This is a genomic window from Flavobacterium ginsenosidimutans, assembly GCF_037478105.1.
Lineage (GTDB): Bacteria > Bacteroidota > Bacteroidia > Flavobacteriales > Flavobacteriaceae > Flavobacterium > Flavobacterium ginsenosidimutans.
In genome coordinates this window covers 4,179,470-4,194,570 of the sequence record NZ_CP147988.1, presented here as the reverse complement: position 1 = coordinate 4,194,570, position 15,101 = coordinate 4,179,470, and the positions used below count along the sequence as shown (strand labels likewise).

The window sequence follows — 15,101 nt, the reverse complement described above, 5'->3', positions numbered from 1 at the left end:
ATTGAGTTACGTATAATTTGATATTCCAACGAATATTGGTAGAAAAAGCTAAGGATGCATTTTTACACCCTTAGCTTTTCAAATACCATTATATAGTCTCTTTTTCTTTTTTGGTGTAAACTCTTTCGAAACTTAGTCAGTTATTCTCTCTCCACGAAGAAGAATATCTACCAGATTTTCTTTGATATACTGTCTTGATTTAAGATCTTGAAAGTTTTCAGAATTTGTTGAAATAGAATTTTGATACTTTCTTTCAAGTGAAAGAATGTTCATAGCACAGTTTTCCTGAATTCCTTTTGCACTGAATTCTTTTCCCAGACTGCTTCCGTTGAAAACGGATCTGGTTTTGTGGTCAATATAAGTTATTCCATAAAGCTGTCCTTCCTTGCTTTTTCTCAGTATCATGTGAATGCTTTCTCCTTCCAATGCTTTGGATAATTTTTCGGGAGAAAATATGCTTTCACGATAGAAAGCCATTTTTAATGCATTCTTCACATATTTTTTGCAAGACTCTTTCTCTGACTCATTAGACTTAAACTTTCTTTCCAAAAATTTTAAGGTAGGTCTGCTGTAGAATTCGCTGGCTTTTATTGGGACGCCTATCGGTTTAGAATTTTGGTCAAGTATCTTGTAAAGCAGTCCATTGTTTTTAAAAACTCTCGATTCCTCAGTCCCTCTGTCAGCATGAACATTATAGAGGTTTAGAACTGCATTGAGTTCAGGCAGGCTTGAATATTTATAATCAAATAGAACCTTATTCAAAACTGAATTAATTGCTTTTCTTGACTCTGCTTTTCCGTATTCGACTCTGCCGACACTTATCGGTTTTAAAGTGAAAACTTCTTTCTGTTTTCTACCTTCCGCTTTTACCAGCCCAAATATATCTTCAATTTCTTTTCTTGCAGGTTCTGATTTTTTAACGCCTATCAGATGCAGATCAATTCTTTTCCCGTCTCTCTGGATATTATTTGTGACTACGTGCAGATGAGGATGTCCCGCATCATGGTGCTGATAGACCAAATAGGGCTGTTTCCCAAAACCTATTTTGTCCATATAAGTGTCCGCAATTTCAATCAGCTTTTCTTTAGAATGATTTTCCGACGGATCAAAATTGAGCGATATGTGAACGCTGGTCCGTTTTGTGTTTTCATTAAGCGAAGACAGGTTTAAAAAACGGTTCAGTTTCTGGGTAAAGCTTAACTTCTCCAATTCCAATGGATAGTTTACGGCATTGATGCACTCAGCCACTCCTTCCTTAACTTTGTTTTCGTTATAGTTGAGAATGCTGTTTATTGAACGGCTGGTTTTTATCACTGCAACCATCGCTCAGATATTTTTTGGGTGTGACTGGAAACTTCTTCCATTTTATCAAAAAGCTTTTTTCTCTGCACTTCAAACAGATAAAGATGCCCTTTGAAGTCGGGAATCATTTTCAGTGTATTTACTTTTCTGGCAATCTGGTTGATGTTGTTTCCAATTGAACGGAGTTCTGAAGAAAGTACGACGGTTTCTTCCATAAGTTCGTCTAATGACTGGTTACGGTATTTGCTTGTGATCGGTCTGCTGAATAAGTGTTTTCGAATATAATCGCTTAATTTTCTGCGGGTGCTTGCTTTGAACTGGCTTTCAATTTTTGCATACTCTTTCTCTGTCAGGCGCAGGGTTATTCTGCGTGATCTGTTTGAATTTTCTCTTTCCATCATTTTTCCTTTTCATTGTTTTCAAACTCTCTTCTTTTAAGTTTCTCCACCGCCGAGTTCCGAGGCAATGGGTGGTAAGATAGGCGGTTGTTAAACAACCGTTCATCTTGCTGATTGCAGGAACGAGGTGGTGCTAGCATTTTGCATTTATATAATTGACAAAGATGTTTTTATAGTTCAGATTGGTTTTCATTCGAAACGGCTAAAAAGGGCAGCCAAGATAGCGCCGGCCGTATGCTGCATGCGCATAACTGGCTCTAGTTCCTTTCGCCAGCCCTTCGGGACTTATAGCACTCCGCATCCTCTATCTGGAGCTTATCTATGTTTTGTTTTTTATAAGATTGTTTTGAAGTATGATTTTGACCAGTAAGAGTAAATCAGGTTAGTTTTCTATATTGCAGAAAGATAAGCTTGCTTCAAAAGAAGCTGTAGTAAAGGTCGCATAAATTATGCCTATTTAAAGCCCTGAAATAAGCAAAGGATTGCTGCTGAAAATTATTAGGGGTTTTATGTTTAATCAGGGCTTATGCAAGAAAATCAAAATTTCATTCTGTGGCGAGGCAGGCTTATTTCATGATCCTGCGGATATGGCTGCCTGTGTGTGCTGCTGACATCCTGTTTGATATTGTGCTGCGTGGTATACCTTTTGTCTGAGTCCGAATATCTTGGGTCAGGAATGAAAGGCATTTTCGCCATCCTTGAAATGGTGATGGTCGGGAAATGATAGTCAATTTCCACGGTTCCCAATAGCAGGTAGCAGCCTCCTCCCTGAAATGGATTTTTTGCCAGACTGTCGGGAAAATGCGCTGTATCAAAGTAGGCTCCTTCATGATCAATCCATGTCCCGAAATACATATTGCCCCTTTTGGTGGGCACCTGTTTGGTCGAGATCAGGTAAGCCAGCATGCGGACCTGCTTTTTATGGTGTTTCAGTAGGTCGCGCACCATCACATCCCCGCGATAATTGGTCTGAAGCAGATCAAAAACGGTACAGGAAACAGGGAAATTCAGAAGCTCGATTTCATCAAAGGCATCTTCAAATACCGAGCGCTCCAGAACAGGCAGCTTAAATTCTTTGGCAGGTTGCTCAATGAGCATAAGCCCGCGGTTCTCGGGCTTGAAATTGTTCATCAGAAGGCTTACCTGCACCAGCAGCTGATTTTTGGTTTTTCCCGTAAAGCGGAAAGCGCCTATGAAAAGAAGCACCTTTACATTCTCAATGCCCATGGGAACCCTGTTTATGAAATCCTCCAGAGATTTATAAATGCCGTTTCTCTCGCGCTCAAAAGCGATGAACTGCGAGAGTTTGGAATCAAGGCCCTGCAGGTGCATAAAACCCAGATAGATATTGCTGCCATAAAGAGCAGTTTCATATCCGCTTCTGTTCACGCAGGGTGTATGGATGACAGCGCCGGCCATTCTGGCTTCGTGCACATAGATTTCAGTTCTGTAAAACCCTCCCTGATTATTTATGACGGCAACCATAAATTCAATGGGGTAGTGCACCTTCAGGTACAGGCTCTGGTAGCTTTCCACGGCATAGGATGCAGAGTGCGCCTTGCAGAAGGAATAGCCCGCAAAGGATTCTATCTGGCGGTAGATTTCCTGGCTCAGCGCTTCGGGATGCCCTTTTGCCGCGGCTGAAATAAAAAAATCGTCCTTTACTTTCTGGAGCGCCGCTTTCGAGCGTCCTTTGCCTGACATGGCACGACGCAGAATGTCCCCATCAGCGGCGGAAAGCCCTCCGTAATGCAGGGCAATTTTGATCACGTCTTCCTGATACACCATAATGCCGTAGGTTTCTCCAAGCTCCTTTTCAAAAACCGGATGAAAATATTCAAATTTTGACGGGTTGTTATGGCGGAAGATGTATTCCTTCATCATTCCGGACTGAGCCACTCCGGGGCGGATAATCGATGATGCCGCCACGAGTGTTTTATAATCGCCGCATTTCAGACGGCGAAGCAGTCCGCGCATAGCCGGGCTTTCAATGTAAAAGCACCCTATTGTCCTGCCCTGGGCAAGATAGACGTTTGCGGACGCTTCGTTTTTTGAGATTCTTGTATCGCGGATATTGATGCGAATGCCTCTGTTCTGCTCAATTATTTTTACCGTGTCATCAATATGTCCGATGCCTCTCTGGCTGAGGATGTCAAATTTTTCCAGCCCGATATCCTCTGCTGTATGCATATCAAAGAGCACTATCGGAAAGGCTTTTGGAGGCATTTCCAGCACGGAATAATTGGTTATCGGCTCCTCGGATATCAGTATGCCGCAGGAGTGCATGCTTCGCTGGTTGGGATATTTTAGCAGCAGCATTCCGTATTCCTGAACTTTTTTGACGACTTTATTCTGGGAATGCAGTGCCATCGGATTTTTAGCCAGAGCATCAAGCTCCTCTTTGGGAAGACCGTATACTTTTCCAACCTCACGGAATATGGATCTGTATTTGAATTCCACATTGGTGCCGCAGAATGCCACATTTTCATAGCCGTAGCGGCCGAATATATATTCAAGGATCACATCCCTTTCCTTCCAAGACCAGTCGATGTCGAAATCGGGAGGGCTTTTGCGGTTTTCATTCAGAAAGCGCTCAAAATAAAGATCAAGCTCCAAAGGGCAGATGTCTGTTATTCCCAGGCAGTAGGCAATAATGCTGTTGGCGCCCGAGCCCCTTCCGATATGGAGGAATCCCTTAGAATTGCTGTATTTTATGATATCCCATGTGATGAGAAAATACCCGCTGAATTCCAGCTGGTCAATTATTTCCAGCTCCCTAAGCATTCTGGATTCAGCCTCTGGATTGTTTTTTCCGTATCGCCATTCCAGACCGTCTTTCGCCAGAGCGGTCAGCAGGGACATGTCGTTTTTTCGGCTATTGGTGTAAAATTTCTTGTTTTTGGATGTTTTGAAGTCAAACTCAAAATTGCATTCTCTGATAATTTTCTCGGTATTGGCTATAATTCCGGGATACTGCCCGTAGCAGGACAGTATCCTTTCAGCCGCTACCATGATTTCCGAATGTCTGCAGTAATCGGCGGGCTTCAATTTAGAGAAAATGGTATTCAGGTCAATGGCGCGGAGAATTTTATGGAGTTCGTATTCTTTTTTGGTCCTGAAAGTGACAGGCTGGAGTATGACCATTTTTTCCTGCCTGCTTTTCCATTCCGATACAATCAGTTTCTGAAGCTGTTCGGGACGAATGCCTATATATTCATTCTCTCTTAAAATTAATGGAGCATTCTCCAAAGGATAGATAATGGACACTTCGGAAAAATTGGGGGCCGCAAGGGGTAGAACTGTTTTGTCAAAGTTGTGCTGTGTCAGAAAACGGTTCATTTCCGCCAGACCTTCAGCATTTCTGGCAAGACCGATATAGCGTAATTTGTGCCTGCAGCGGAATTCTATCCCGACAAGCGGTTTTATTCCTAAGGCTTCGCATCCTCTTATAAAATCATAAATCCCTGTTACGGTATTGATATCGGTTAAAGCTGCCGCCGTGGCACCGCAATCCGCTGCCTGTCTTATCAGATCATCCAGCGGAATGGTGCCGTAGCGCAGGGAATGAAAAGAGTGGCAGTTGAGGTACATGATCTATTTTTTGCGTTTTAAAATTTCGTCTTTATTATTGGGTTTGAAAGATGCGCCGGCACATCTCATCACGGCATCAAATCCGTAACGGGTCTTCATTCTGTCCATAGCCTGATAGAGTGCCAGCATTTCTTCGGTATCATTGAAAAGGTCAATCTGGTAGGTTCCCCTGACCAGTCCGCTGAAGCGGACTCCGATGAGGCGCAGCCTCATTCGGCGCTGGTACAGTTTGGTAAAGAGCTCTATCACCGTCTGGGTCAGAATATGATCCGCTGAGGTGTATGGCACCCTGCACTGTTTGGTTTCGGTATCAAAATTGGCGTACCTGATCTTCACGGTCACCGTTGAGGTTAGCCACTGCTCTGCACGCAGCTGATAGGCCAGTTTCTCTACCATTCTCTGCAGGATTCTGTTGATTTTCAGCACATCAATAGTGTCCTGGGAAAAGGTGTCTTCGGTTGAAATTGATTTTCTTTCCGTGTAGGGCTCCACAGGCGTGTTGTCAATGCCATTGGCTTTTTTCCAGAGTTCGGTTCCGTTTTTGCCGATCATCTGCTGCAGGGATTCGGCAGGCATTTCAGAGAGTGTCTGGATGGTGCGGATGCCGATTCGGGAAAGAAGCTCAAAGGTTTTCTGGCCGACCATCGGAATTTTTCTAATGGAGAGCGGATTTAAAAAGGACTGGACAAGATGTTCAGGAATTTCAAGGTTCTGCTTCTGCTTGCCTTCCCCTGTACCGATTTTCGATACGGTTTTATTGACCGAAAGCGCAAAGGTGAGAGGAAGGCCTGTTTCTTTTGTAATGCGCTGCGCGAGCTCATCGGTCCATCTGTAGCTGCCGTGGAATCTATCCATGCCGGTGATGTCCAGATAAAATTCATCAATGCTGGCTTTTTCCACCACGGGCGCTTTTTCCTGAATGATTTCGGTAATGTCATGGGAGAGCCTCGAATAGAGTTCCATATCTCCTTTCATGATTTTTGCCTGAGGGCAGAGCTTCATGGCCATATGGATCGGCATGGCAGAACGCACGCCGAATTTTCTGGCTTCATAGGAGCACGAAGCCACAACGCCTCTTTCACCGCCTCCGATAATAAGCGGTATGCCGTTGAGTTCTGAATTGGTCAGCCTTTCGCAGGAGACGAAAAACGTGTTCATGTCGATGTGTACAATAGCCCTGGCCATGATCTGTTCATTTTTATACGGATCAAAATTAGCACAGATAAGAACAATTTTAAAAATATTTATGTTACATATAATAACAAATTTTGAAAAGCCTTATTTTTCAGGACATAAAAAAGCACCCAAACTGGTGCGTTTTCCTTTATTAGGAATTTACGGAATGATTCAAATTATTCTGAAGCAGGTTCCTCGCTGATCGGCTGGGCCGATGTTTTCTTGATAAGAATGTAAAAAATCTTTGAGGTGCCGCCAGGCAGGGCATCTTTCGATATTTCCGTTAAAATTGTGGGTGCCGGTATAACAGCTGTTGAGGAAAAACTGCGAGTCGGTAATTTTTGCCCATGGTTTCCAGTCTGCCTCTTTATAGGATTGAGAAGCAGAGTTCGAATTTTAAGTGCAGCTGCTTTTTAGTTTTTCCATAAAGAGAAAAAACGGGGAAATGCTGTTTTCATTCGAAACGGCTAAAAAGGGCAGCCAAGATAGCGCCAGCCGTATACTGCATGCGCATAACTGGCTGCGTTTCACTTCGCCAGCCCTTCGGGACTTATAGCACTCCGCATCCTTGAGCCTGCGCTTGGCTCTTGCTTTCTTTTTTTCCGTTTTTTCTTTTGAAAACAATTTTTTGAAGGGGCGGAGCGGGAGTAAGGGAAGCGGCTGGATCAGCAGTTATTGGGTAAGCGTTTCATTAAGCATTCATTAGCTATTGGCCAGCTGGCAATTATTTATTCACTATTAAATTTTAAGGTTATGGAAATTACGGGTAGAGTTGCATCAGATGCAAAAGCGGTTAAAGTAGGGGAAAAAGAGGTTTTGAGCTTCAGCATAGCGGTTAATGACCGCTATAAGCCAGCGGGGAGCAGTGAGTTTAAAGAAGTTGTGACCTTTATCAGCTGTTCGTATTGGATAAGCATGAAGGCAGGGCAGTGGGTTAAGAAAGGGGCAGTGGTGCTTTTAAGCGGAAGGCTGGGCATGCATGTGTACATCAACAGCGATGGGAATCCGATAGGGAGCATTGACTTTCATGTCGACAAAATCAGCTTTCTTGCTTTTGCCAAGCGAAGCGGCAATAAGATAGATACTGATACTGATACTGATACTGATACTGATGCTAATGCTAATGCTAATGCTAATGGAAGCGAGGGTAAGGCACAGAAAGGTAACAGCAGAAGTGCTGCGGGAAAAGACAGGGCAACAGAAGACGTGCCATTTTAAATATGGCGTTTAATCATTTAAAAATCAGAAATCATGGCACATCATATTCATTTTAACGACGGGAATGGAAGACACAGTTTTTTCAGCGTGAAGGAAAAGCCTTGGCACAATTTGGGACAGGCAGTGGAAGACTATCCGACAAGCGCCGAGGCAATAGCCCACGCAGGGCTGGATTTTGAAGTGGAGAAAAGAAGGCTTTATACGCCTTCAGCTCCAATTGTAACGCAGGACTTTATAACTGCTGGCAGGCTGGATATACCAGATTACTGCAGTACAGTACGGACTGATACCGATACGGTGCTGGGAGTTGTCGGGAAGGATTATCATATCGTGCAGAACAGGGATGCATTTTCTTTTTTTGACAGCATCGTGGGCGGTGACGGCATCTTATATGAAACCGCAGGAGCATTGGGAAATGGCGAGAAGATCTTTATCACCGCAAAACTGCCTGACTATATCCGTGTGGGAAAGGAGGACCTGATTGAGAAGTATCTTTTTCTCACCACCTCCCATGACGGAAGCGGCAGCATAACGGCAGCTTTTACGCCGATCCGGATTGTATGCGCCAATACGCTCAATGCTGCCATGCAGTCCAAAACCAGCACGGTGCGCATACGCCATACTTCAAATGCGAAAGACCGTCTCGAGCAGGCTCATGAGGTTATGGGGATTTCAGATGCATTGGCTGGCAGTCTGGAAGCCGTTTTTAATTACTGGACAAAGACACGCATATCCGATAAGGAGGTTAAAAAACTGATCCAGCATGCTATGGCTCCAGGAAGAGAGGTTCTTAAAAAACTGCAGGAAGGGAGAAACGCGGAATTATCGGCCTGCTTTAACAATATGGTGGACAATGCTTTTGAGTATGCGATGAGCCATCCCACACAGCAGATGGCAACCACTAAAGGAACTGTATTTGGTGCCTACAATGCTGTGACGGGCTATTTTCAGAATGTGAGAAAATATAAAGATGAAGAGGCCAAGCTTTCTTCCATCCTGATGGGAGGAACGGCGCAGCTTCGGGGTCAGGCCGCTTTTAATCTGTGCTTTGATTTTGCTGTTAAAGGGTTTAGTTCTTATGTTGCTCAGAATTAATTTTGCTTAATAATGGGAATGCAGGCAGTTTTCAGCTGCCTGCATTATTTTTTCGGAGGTTCGGACGCGCTGCAAATCTTGCGATTTACAGCGCGTTTTTTATTTTAAAGATTATGGATCAAATCTGCCTGCTTTTGAAAAGTTTAGACGTGATTCTGATAATGGATGATAAATCTTACGGTTTTAGATTTGCATATCATTATGGTGGCCGCATCAGTTTAACGTAGTGCAGCCATATTTAAACTTTAGGATTATGAAATGGAGTGCGAGCATCAAAACGGTTTTTATCCAATCAGTCTGCTATCTGTTTGCTGTTCTATTTGTTTATGCCGCGGTAAGCAAAATGCTTGATTTTGAAAATTTTCAGGTGCAGCTCGGGCAGTCTCCGCTTTTGAGCGCTTTTGCCCGATGGATTTCCGTATTGGTGCTTGCAGCAGAATTAATTGCGGCACTGTTTCTTCTGATTGGCAGACTTCGCCATATTGGCCTTTATTGCGCACTTTCTCTCATGGTTATGTTTACGGCCTATATTTTTATTATACTGAACTACAGCTCTTTTATTCCGTGCTCCTGCGGAGGGATTTTGGAAAAGATGGGCTGGAATGCGCATCTGGTGTTCAATATTGTTTTTGTCTTTCTGGCTGCCTCCGCAATTGTTTTAGATGCATCGGTAGGGAAGGCTCGCAATACTGGCTATAGTTTTTTGGCTCAGACCAAATGGATAGCTGTAGCAATAGCGGCTAGCATATCGGCTGTTGCGCTTCTGTATATGTCTTCAGAAGAGGTGATGCACCACAGCAACCCCTTTATAAGACGATATCCCCACCATCCTGCAGAGTATTCCGCGTCTTTCAGATTAAAGTACAGTTCGTATTATATTGCGGGCTTTCGAGGCCAGCGGATCTATCTGGGAAACTATGAGTTTCCTTCCTATCTGATGTCGCTGGATTCCAGTTTGAAGCATCAGAAAATGGAAAGGATTTCTTTTTCTCCCGACAGCATACCTTTTAAAAATATCTATGTAAGGATTCAGGAGCCTTATTTCTATCTGTACGACGGAAGCGTTCCTGCCGTATTTCGCGGAGATGCGAAAGACTGGCGCATCACGAAAGCCTTTAAGGGCGTTCCGTATTTTACAAAACTGGCGCCGATTGATGGAGCTTCCATCGCTTTCAGATCCAATAATTCCAAAAAGCTGGCCCATGTGCTAGGCGTTTTCAATATGGATTCGGTTCCGAAAATAAGCTATAAGAGAAATCTGCTCCAAAAACAGATTGACGGGATCTTTGATACCGATGGGACACTGCTGTACAGCGAAGGAATGGAAAAGATGGTATACCTGTATTATTACCGCAATGAATTTATTGTGGCTGATAAATATGGATCGCTAGCGTACAGAGGGCATACCATTGACACTATTAGCCATGCTAAAATAAAAGTGTCGGAGCTCAAGGGCGGAAGGGAGTTTGCGATGTCTGCTCCTGCTGATGTGGTGAATTCGAATGCGGCAGTTTTTGAAAATCTGCTTTTCGTCCATTCGCTGGTGAGGGGAAGATACGAGAATGAAAAGCTGTGGAAGAAATCTTTTATTATTGATGTGTACGATCTGAGCAGTGGCTCTTATCTTATGAGCTTCCCAATATACCATACTTCCAGCAGCTCCTTAAATTCTTTCGCCGTTGCTGACGGATATCTGGCTGCTGTCATCGGGAATGATCTGATTGTCTATCAGCTAAAGGATGCCCTAAAAAAGGAAATAAAAAAAGAATAGGGATAGCGTTACAGCCCGTCTGTGGGCTATCAATATAATATACTGATCAGTGTCAGGAATCAGATCGAACACCTGTAGAAAAAAGTAGATCATATTACGGTTATAAATTTTAATGCTATGAAAACGTTAGTTTTAAAAAATGTGCTGCCCGCTGCTATTGTAGCCTTGGCAGTTTCAGGAGCTTTTGCAACCACTTCGATGCAGCGCGCACCTGAAAAAAGCACGGTTGCCTTTAAATGGGGCTATCTGCCGAATGCAAACGGAACCTGTTCCACTACACAGGTTTCCTGCAGTGACATACAGAAAGATCAGCTTTGCCGCGTAGGCGACACTTCTGGTGCCATTGCGTATGACAGAGACAGCCAGAACAACTGTGTTCAGCCTTTGTACCGTCTTATAAATGGACAGTAATCAAAGCCTGCTGAAATGGCAATGCAGTTCCATAGGAACTGCATTGTTTTTTTAAGCCTGATTCTATTCCATTCCATTGGCAATCCAAGGATAGGAATGGTTGCCTTTCAGATGATAGCTGAACCACTCCAGAGTGCGTATCGTAATATCTTTCTGCTGGCTAGGATCTATAAGAACGTGGCCTGCTTTTGGATATACCAGCATAATGCCTTTCTTTCGAAGCCAGCGAAGGGCAAGGTAAAGCTCGTAGCTCTGATGCGGATCCACCTGAGGATCCTTCTCACCAGTCCACAAAAGCAGTGGCGCTGTAATTTTAGGGGCATGGATTATAGGGGAGTTGGCCTGATAAAGTTTAGGGATCTCATAAGGGGATCCACCCATATTATACTGCTCTCCGCTATACCTCCATTGTTCGGGATCTCCCGCACGCGGACCGATGCTATTGTAGTGGCTGAAAAGATCCGTGATTGCTCCGCTTGCAATCCCGGCAGCAAAGAGATCTGTCTGCGACATTATAAAAGCGCTTTCAAAACCTCCGAATGAATGCCCTATGAGGCCAATCTTATGCTCATTTACAATCCCTTTTTCGATTATTTTTTTTACGCCCGATATGACGCAGTCAGCTGCAGCGATTGCGGGCTTCTGATATTCCAGCTGTATGTCGGGAAGGAAGACAAAATAGCCTTCAGCTGTGGCCAGAGTGATATTAAAGCCGGCTCCGTTTTGATAGGTCGGATTATCATAGATGTGAAGCTCATGGGACTGGAGCTCATAAATATGCACAATCATGGGATACTTTACTTTAGGATCATAATCTGCAGGATAGAATAAGACTCCTTTTAAAGATCGGCCTTCCGTATTTTTAAATTCGATCAGTTCAGATTTTCCCCAGAAATAGCCTTTATGATGGGGATTGCTTTTGAAAAAGCTCTTTTTGCCTTGTGTTCCTGTACTGCTCAAGAGCTCAGGAGGGCTGTCGAATTGCTGCTCCCTGAAAAAGAGTGTTTTCTTCTTTGGAGCGTAGTTTAGCTCATCGCTGTAATAGTCTCCGTACGTGACTGCTTTTTCTCCTGAAGTGCTGTTCCATCTGAAATAGCCTGTTTTCCCATCACGTCCGCTGCCGCGAAGCAGCAGTTCCTGCCGCAGATCAAAACTGTCGGCAACAGGGCCGTCATAAAGATGCTTTGCGCCCAGCCTATTGGGCTGCGGTGCTATTCGAAGCTTAATGCCCAATTCCCGTCCTTTGGTGAGCCTTCTAGAAGTGCTGCCGCTTGGAGATACAGCCCAGATATCAAACTGGTCATAAAGCAGGATTTCTTTGTCCTCAAGGCTCCATCCCGGATTGCCGTAAGTGGATTCAGGAACAAGCTCCTGAACTTTACCGCTAAATTTCACGCCTATTTTTTCAGATACATTTTTATGGATGCCTGTGGCAAATTCATATACCCACCAGCTGTTATCCCTAAAGTACGCAAAATATTTTCCCGAGGATGAAGGATTAAGCGCCCAAGGCAGGTAGACATGCTTTTCCAAAAGCATCTTCTTTTCAAATGTGGTGAGATCCATTACATAGAAATCCCTGACGTCCTGGGCTTCAAACTGCGGCTGGTGGCGGGCTGGGTCTGATAGTACGGCATACTTCATGTCATCCGTGAGCATTAGCAGTGGCAGCTCGTTTGTGGTAATCTGGCGTACATGATTCCCTGCTGGATTCCATACTGCGATTTTGGGCATTTTATCAAAACTTTCAAGGGTCTTATGCTGGGAATACACCCATTTGTCGTTTGCATTCCAGATCTGGACATCGGACTGTGATTTGTTTTCAGCGGTCTCAGCTTCTTTTTTGATGGAGAAGAACACGCGCTGCAGATCGCTTGAAATTACAATGGGAGAGAATGCATCGTAGAAGATGGAGGAATGGTTCGGAAAATCAGTGCACGAATCGGGTTCCAATTCATACATTCTGTTTTCAGTGGGAATATAAAGGCCTAGTGCTTTTATTTTCTGGTCTGCTGACTGTTTTAGAAAAGCCAGTGCCCTGCCTTCTTTTTCCCATGTAAGGCCAGCCAGTGGCTCTGCGTTTTTTGCGCTGATCCACTTTGCCTTTTTTGGCTGTTTAAGGCTCAGGACAGCTGCAGAGGCTTCTGAGCTGGATAAAACAGTAAAAGCCAGCATAGCTCCGTTTGGGCTCAGAGCAAATTGGCTCACATTCTTGAATGCAGTGCCTTCTGCTTTTTTAGGTGATCTGATATGCAGCATTCCTTTTTCTTCTGGACTGTCCAATAGGATAATAAGCTGATCGGTCTGTTTATCATAAGCATATTTCTGTATGCCAGAGACTGTTTCTGTTTTTAGCGTTTCCAAATCCAGAATCGTAAGATCAGAGCCGGTACTGCAGATGAAGAAATTGCTTTGCGTAAACAGCGTTTTTTCAGCATCGGTAAAAAAGTGTCTTTGGCCTGTTTTTATGTTCTGGATAAAAAGCGTATCGGCTCCGTTTTCATAAGCCATCCTGTAGGTTGCCCATTTTTCGTCACTTGAAATTTTATCCAGATGGACTTCGCCCCAGCGGGAGTAGTCAGCCGGAGAAAGATGCTTTTTTTGCATTGCCTGCCCCCAGAGGGGACAGGCTACTAATGGCAAAATAAATAATAAAAATAAAAATTCTAAAATAGGCACCGCGGTGAGCACTGCTGTTCGGCAGCTGTCGGTGAATATTGCTTTTGACATAATAGTGTATTGTTTAGTATCCGGGATTCTGCGGTCTCAGATTGGGGTTGGCACTCAGTTCGCTCTGCGGAATGGGGAATAGGCTGTCGGTCGAATTCCATCCCTGTTTGATGCGCGCCAGCTCTGCATCAAGCCTTCCAGTGCGCTTAAGGTCAAAGAATCGGTGTCCAGTTTCCGTGAATAGCTCCAGTTTTCTTTCCAGCAGCACGGCATCGAGAATTTCATTCTGCGTTTCGGCGAGCGTATCGGGAAGTCCGGCGCGGTTTCTTATTCTGTTCAAATCCTCTTTGGCTCCGATCAGATCGCCCTGCCATGCTCTGGCTTCTGCTCTGATGAGGTACTGTTCGGCAAGCCTGAATACGATGGAATATTCCTTGGAGACAGCCGTCGGAATGTTTTCTTTGTATTTGTAGGGATGATACCAGATAGCGGTTTCGTCTGAAAGGCTTTTAATCCAAGTGGATCTGCGAAGATCATCAGGAGAAAAGGAATCAGCCAGCGATTCGCTGAGCGATACATATCTTGGAGGCACCGAAGTAAAAATAAAGAAAGAGCCCTCCGCCGAATTCTGTCCCGCTGCACCGGACTGCAACTGCCAGATGGTTTCTCTGGAAGTGTTTAAAAATACTTCCAGAGGCTGTTCCAGACTGTAGGTCTGCTGCTGGTTTAAAACAGCAGATGCCATATTGGAAGCTTCGGGATAGGCATTGGTGTACAGAAAGGTTCTGGCAAGCAGCGCTTTGGCTGTAAAGGCATTGGGGCGGACTCTTGCCGGATCAGGATAGCTTTCTGGAAGCAGCGCAGCAGCATTTTCAAGATCAGCAATTATCTGCTCGTAGACCTGCCCGCTAGGAGTCCTTTTCACCGTGCTGTTTATTTTATAGTCGGTCTGCGTTACATAGGGCACATCTCCAAAGAGATTCACAAGATAAAAATGCACCAGCGCCCTTACAAACAGCGCTTCACCCTGAAGCTGTCTTTTCTGCGCATCGGTTAGATTTTTGCTTTCCGTAACTCCCTCAATAACGGCATTGGCAGCATAAATCTGATAGTAGGCCGAGTTCCAGTAGCCTGTGATGTAAGTATTGCTTGGCAGAAGCGCATTGGCATAAAAAGCAATGCTTGGATTGGAAGGGTTTTCGTTGCTGACCATCTCGTCGGAGTAGTTGCCGAGCTGATTGGAAATTCCGGTTCCGTCTCCGGCAAGAATGCCCTTGTCACGCAGATTGGAATAGATGTCTGCCATAGCCGCTTCCGCAGTATGATAGTCCTGAAAAACCGTTACAGCAGTAAGCTGATTTTTTGGAAGCTCCACTTCAACAAAAGAGTCGCAGGAGGTGCATGCAGTCAGGACGGCAAGCCATATCCACTGCGTCAGTATAAGATGAATCGTTTTCATAATGATAGGT

At 44.4% G+C, this 15,101-nt stretch carries 12 protein-coding genes; 5 read left to right on the top strand and 7 right to left on the bottom strand.

Features of this window, described 5'->3' with window-relative positions; genetic code table 11:
• Window positions 1-132: 132 nt before the first annotated feature.
• From V6624_RS18310 to dinB, 4 genes are all read right to left on the bottom strand, one after another.
• Window positions 133-1,323, bottom strand: a complete 1,191-nt coding sequence (locus V6624_RS18310) for a relaxase/mobilization nuclease domain-containing protein (protein WP_338839662.1) — start codon at window positions 1,321-1,323, stop codon at window positions 133-135.
• Window positions 1,311-1,700: a plasmid mobilization protein gene (locus V6624_RS18305; RefSeq protein ID WP_338839661.1), complete on the bottom strand. Its 390-nt coding sequence runs from the start codon at window positions 1,698-1,700 to the stop codon at window positions 1,311-1,313. Before V6624_RS18305 ends, V6624_RS18310 begins: the two co-directional genes overlap by 13 nt.
• Before the next feature lie 537 nt (window positions 1,701-2,237).
• Complete coding sequence (locus V6624_RS18300) at window positions 2,238-5,291, bottom strand: DNA polymerase III subunit alpha (protein ID WP_338839660.1); 3,054 nt, start codon at window positions 5,289-5,291, stop codon at window positions 2,238-2,240.
• Between the two features lie 3 nt (window positions 5,292-5,294).
• Entirely contained in the window at window positions 5,295-6,476 is a 1,182-nt protein-coding gene (dinB, locus tag V6624_RS18295; protein ID WP_338839659.1) for a DNA polymerase IV, read from the bottom strand.
• A 61-nt stretch (window positions 6,477-6,537) separates the two neighbouring features.
• Between dinB and V6624_RS18290 the strand changes: the two genes are divergently transcribed.
• Window positions 6,538-6,669, top strand: a complete 132-nt coding sequence (locus V6624_RS18290) for a hypothetical protein (RefSeq protein ID WP_338839658.1) — start codon at window positions 6,538-6,540, stop codon at window positions 6,667-6,669.
• Here the strand turns inward: V6624_RS18290 and V6624_RS23740 are convergent.
• Window positions 6,639-6,806, bottom strand: coding sequence for a hypothetical protein (locus tag V6624_RS23740; RefSeq protein WP_422389346.1), 168 nt, complete (start codon window positions 6,804-6,806; stop codon window positions 6,639-6,641). The genes V6624_RS18290 and V6624_RS23740 overlap by 31 nt on opposite strands.
• Before the next feature lie 414 nt (window positions 6,807-7,220).
• Here V6624_RS23740 and V6624_RS18285 point away from each other — a divergent pair, with 414 nt between their 5' ends.
• The 4 genes from V6624_RS18285 to V6624_RS18270 all read left to right on the top strand — a co-directional run bounded on the left by V6624_RS18285 (window position 7,221) and on the right by V6624_RS18270 (window position 10,962).
• The gene (locus V6624_RS18285) at window positions 7,221-7,685 is read left to right on the top strand and encodes a single-stranded DNA-binding protein (RefSeq protein WP_338839657.1); all 465 of its coding nucleotides are present in this window, start codon (window positions 7,221-7,223) and stop codon (window positions 7,683-7,685) included.
• Window positions 7,686-7,718: 33 nt separating this feature from the next.
• Window positions 7,719-8,780, top strand: coding sequence for a DUF932 domain-containing protein (locus tag V6624_RS18280; RefSeq protein ID WP_338839656.1), 1,062 nt, complete (start codon window positions 7,719-7,721; stop codon window positions 8,778-8,780).
• Window positions 8,781-9,033: 253 nt separating this feature from the next.
• Window positions 9,034-10,551, top strand: a complete 1,518-nt coding sequence (locus V6624_RS18275; RefSeq protein ID WP_338839655.1) for a DoxX family protein — start codon at window positions 9,034-9,036, stop codon at window positions 10,549-10,551.
• Between the two features lie 117 nt (window positions 10,552-10,668).
• The gene (locus V6624_RS18270) at window positions 10,669-10,962 is read left to right on the top strand and encodes a DUF6520 family protein (protein WP_338839654.1); all 294 of its coding nucleotides are present in this window, start codon (window positions 10,669-10,671) and stop codon (window positions 10,960-10,962) included.
• A gap of 63 nt (window positions 10,963-11,025) precedes the next feature.
• Here the strand turns inward: V6624_RS18270 and V6624_RS18265 are convergent, their stop codons facing one another.
• Together V6624_RS18265 and V6624_RS18260 are read right to left on the bottom strand one after the other, a co-directional pair.
• Window positions 11,026-13,692 (bottom strand): alpha/beta hydrolase family protein, encoded by a 2,667-nt coding sequence (locus tag V6624_RS18265; RefSeq protein WP_338839653.1) that lies wholly within the window; start codon window positions 13,690-13,692, stop codon window positions 11,026-11,028.
• Window positions 13,693-13,705: 13 nt separating this feature from the next.
• Entirely contained in the window at window positions 13,706-15,091 is a 1,386-nt protein-coding gene (locus V6624_RS18260; RefSeq protein ID WP_338839652.1) for a RagB/SusD family nutrient uptake outer membrane protein, read from the bottom strand.
• Window positions 15,092-15,101 lie beyond the last annotated feature (10 nt).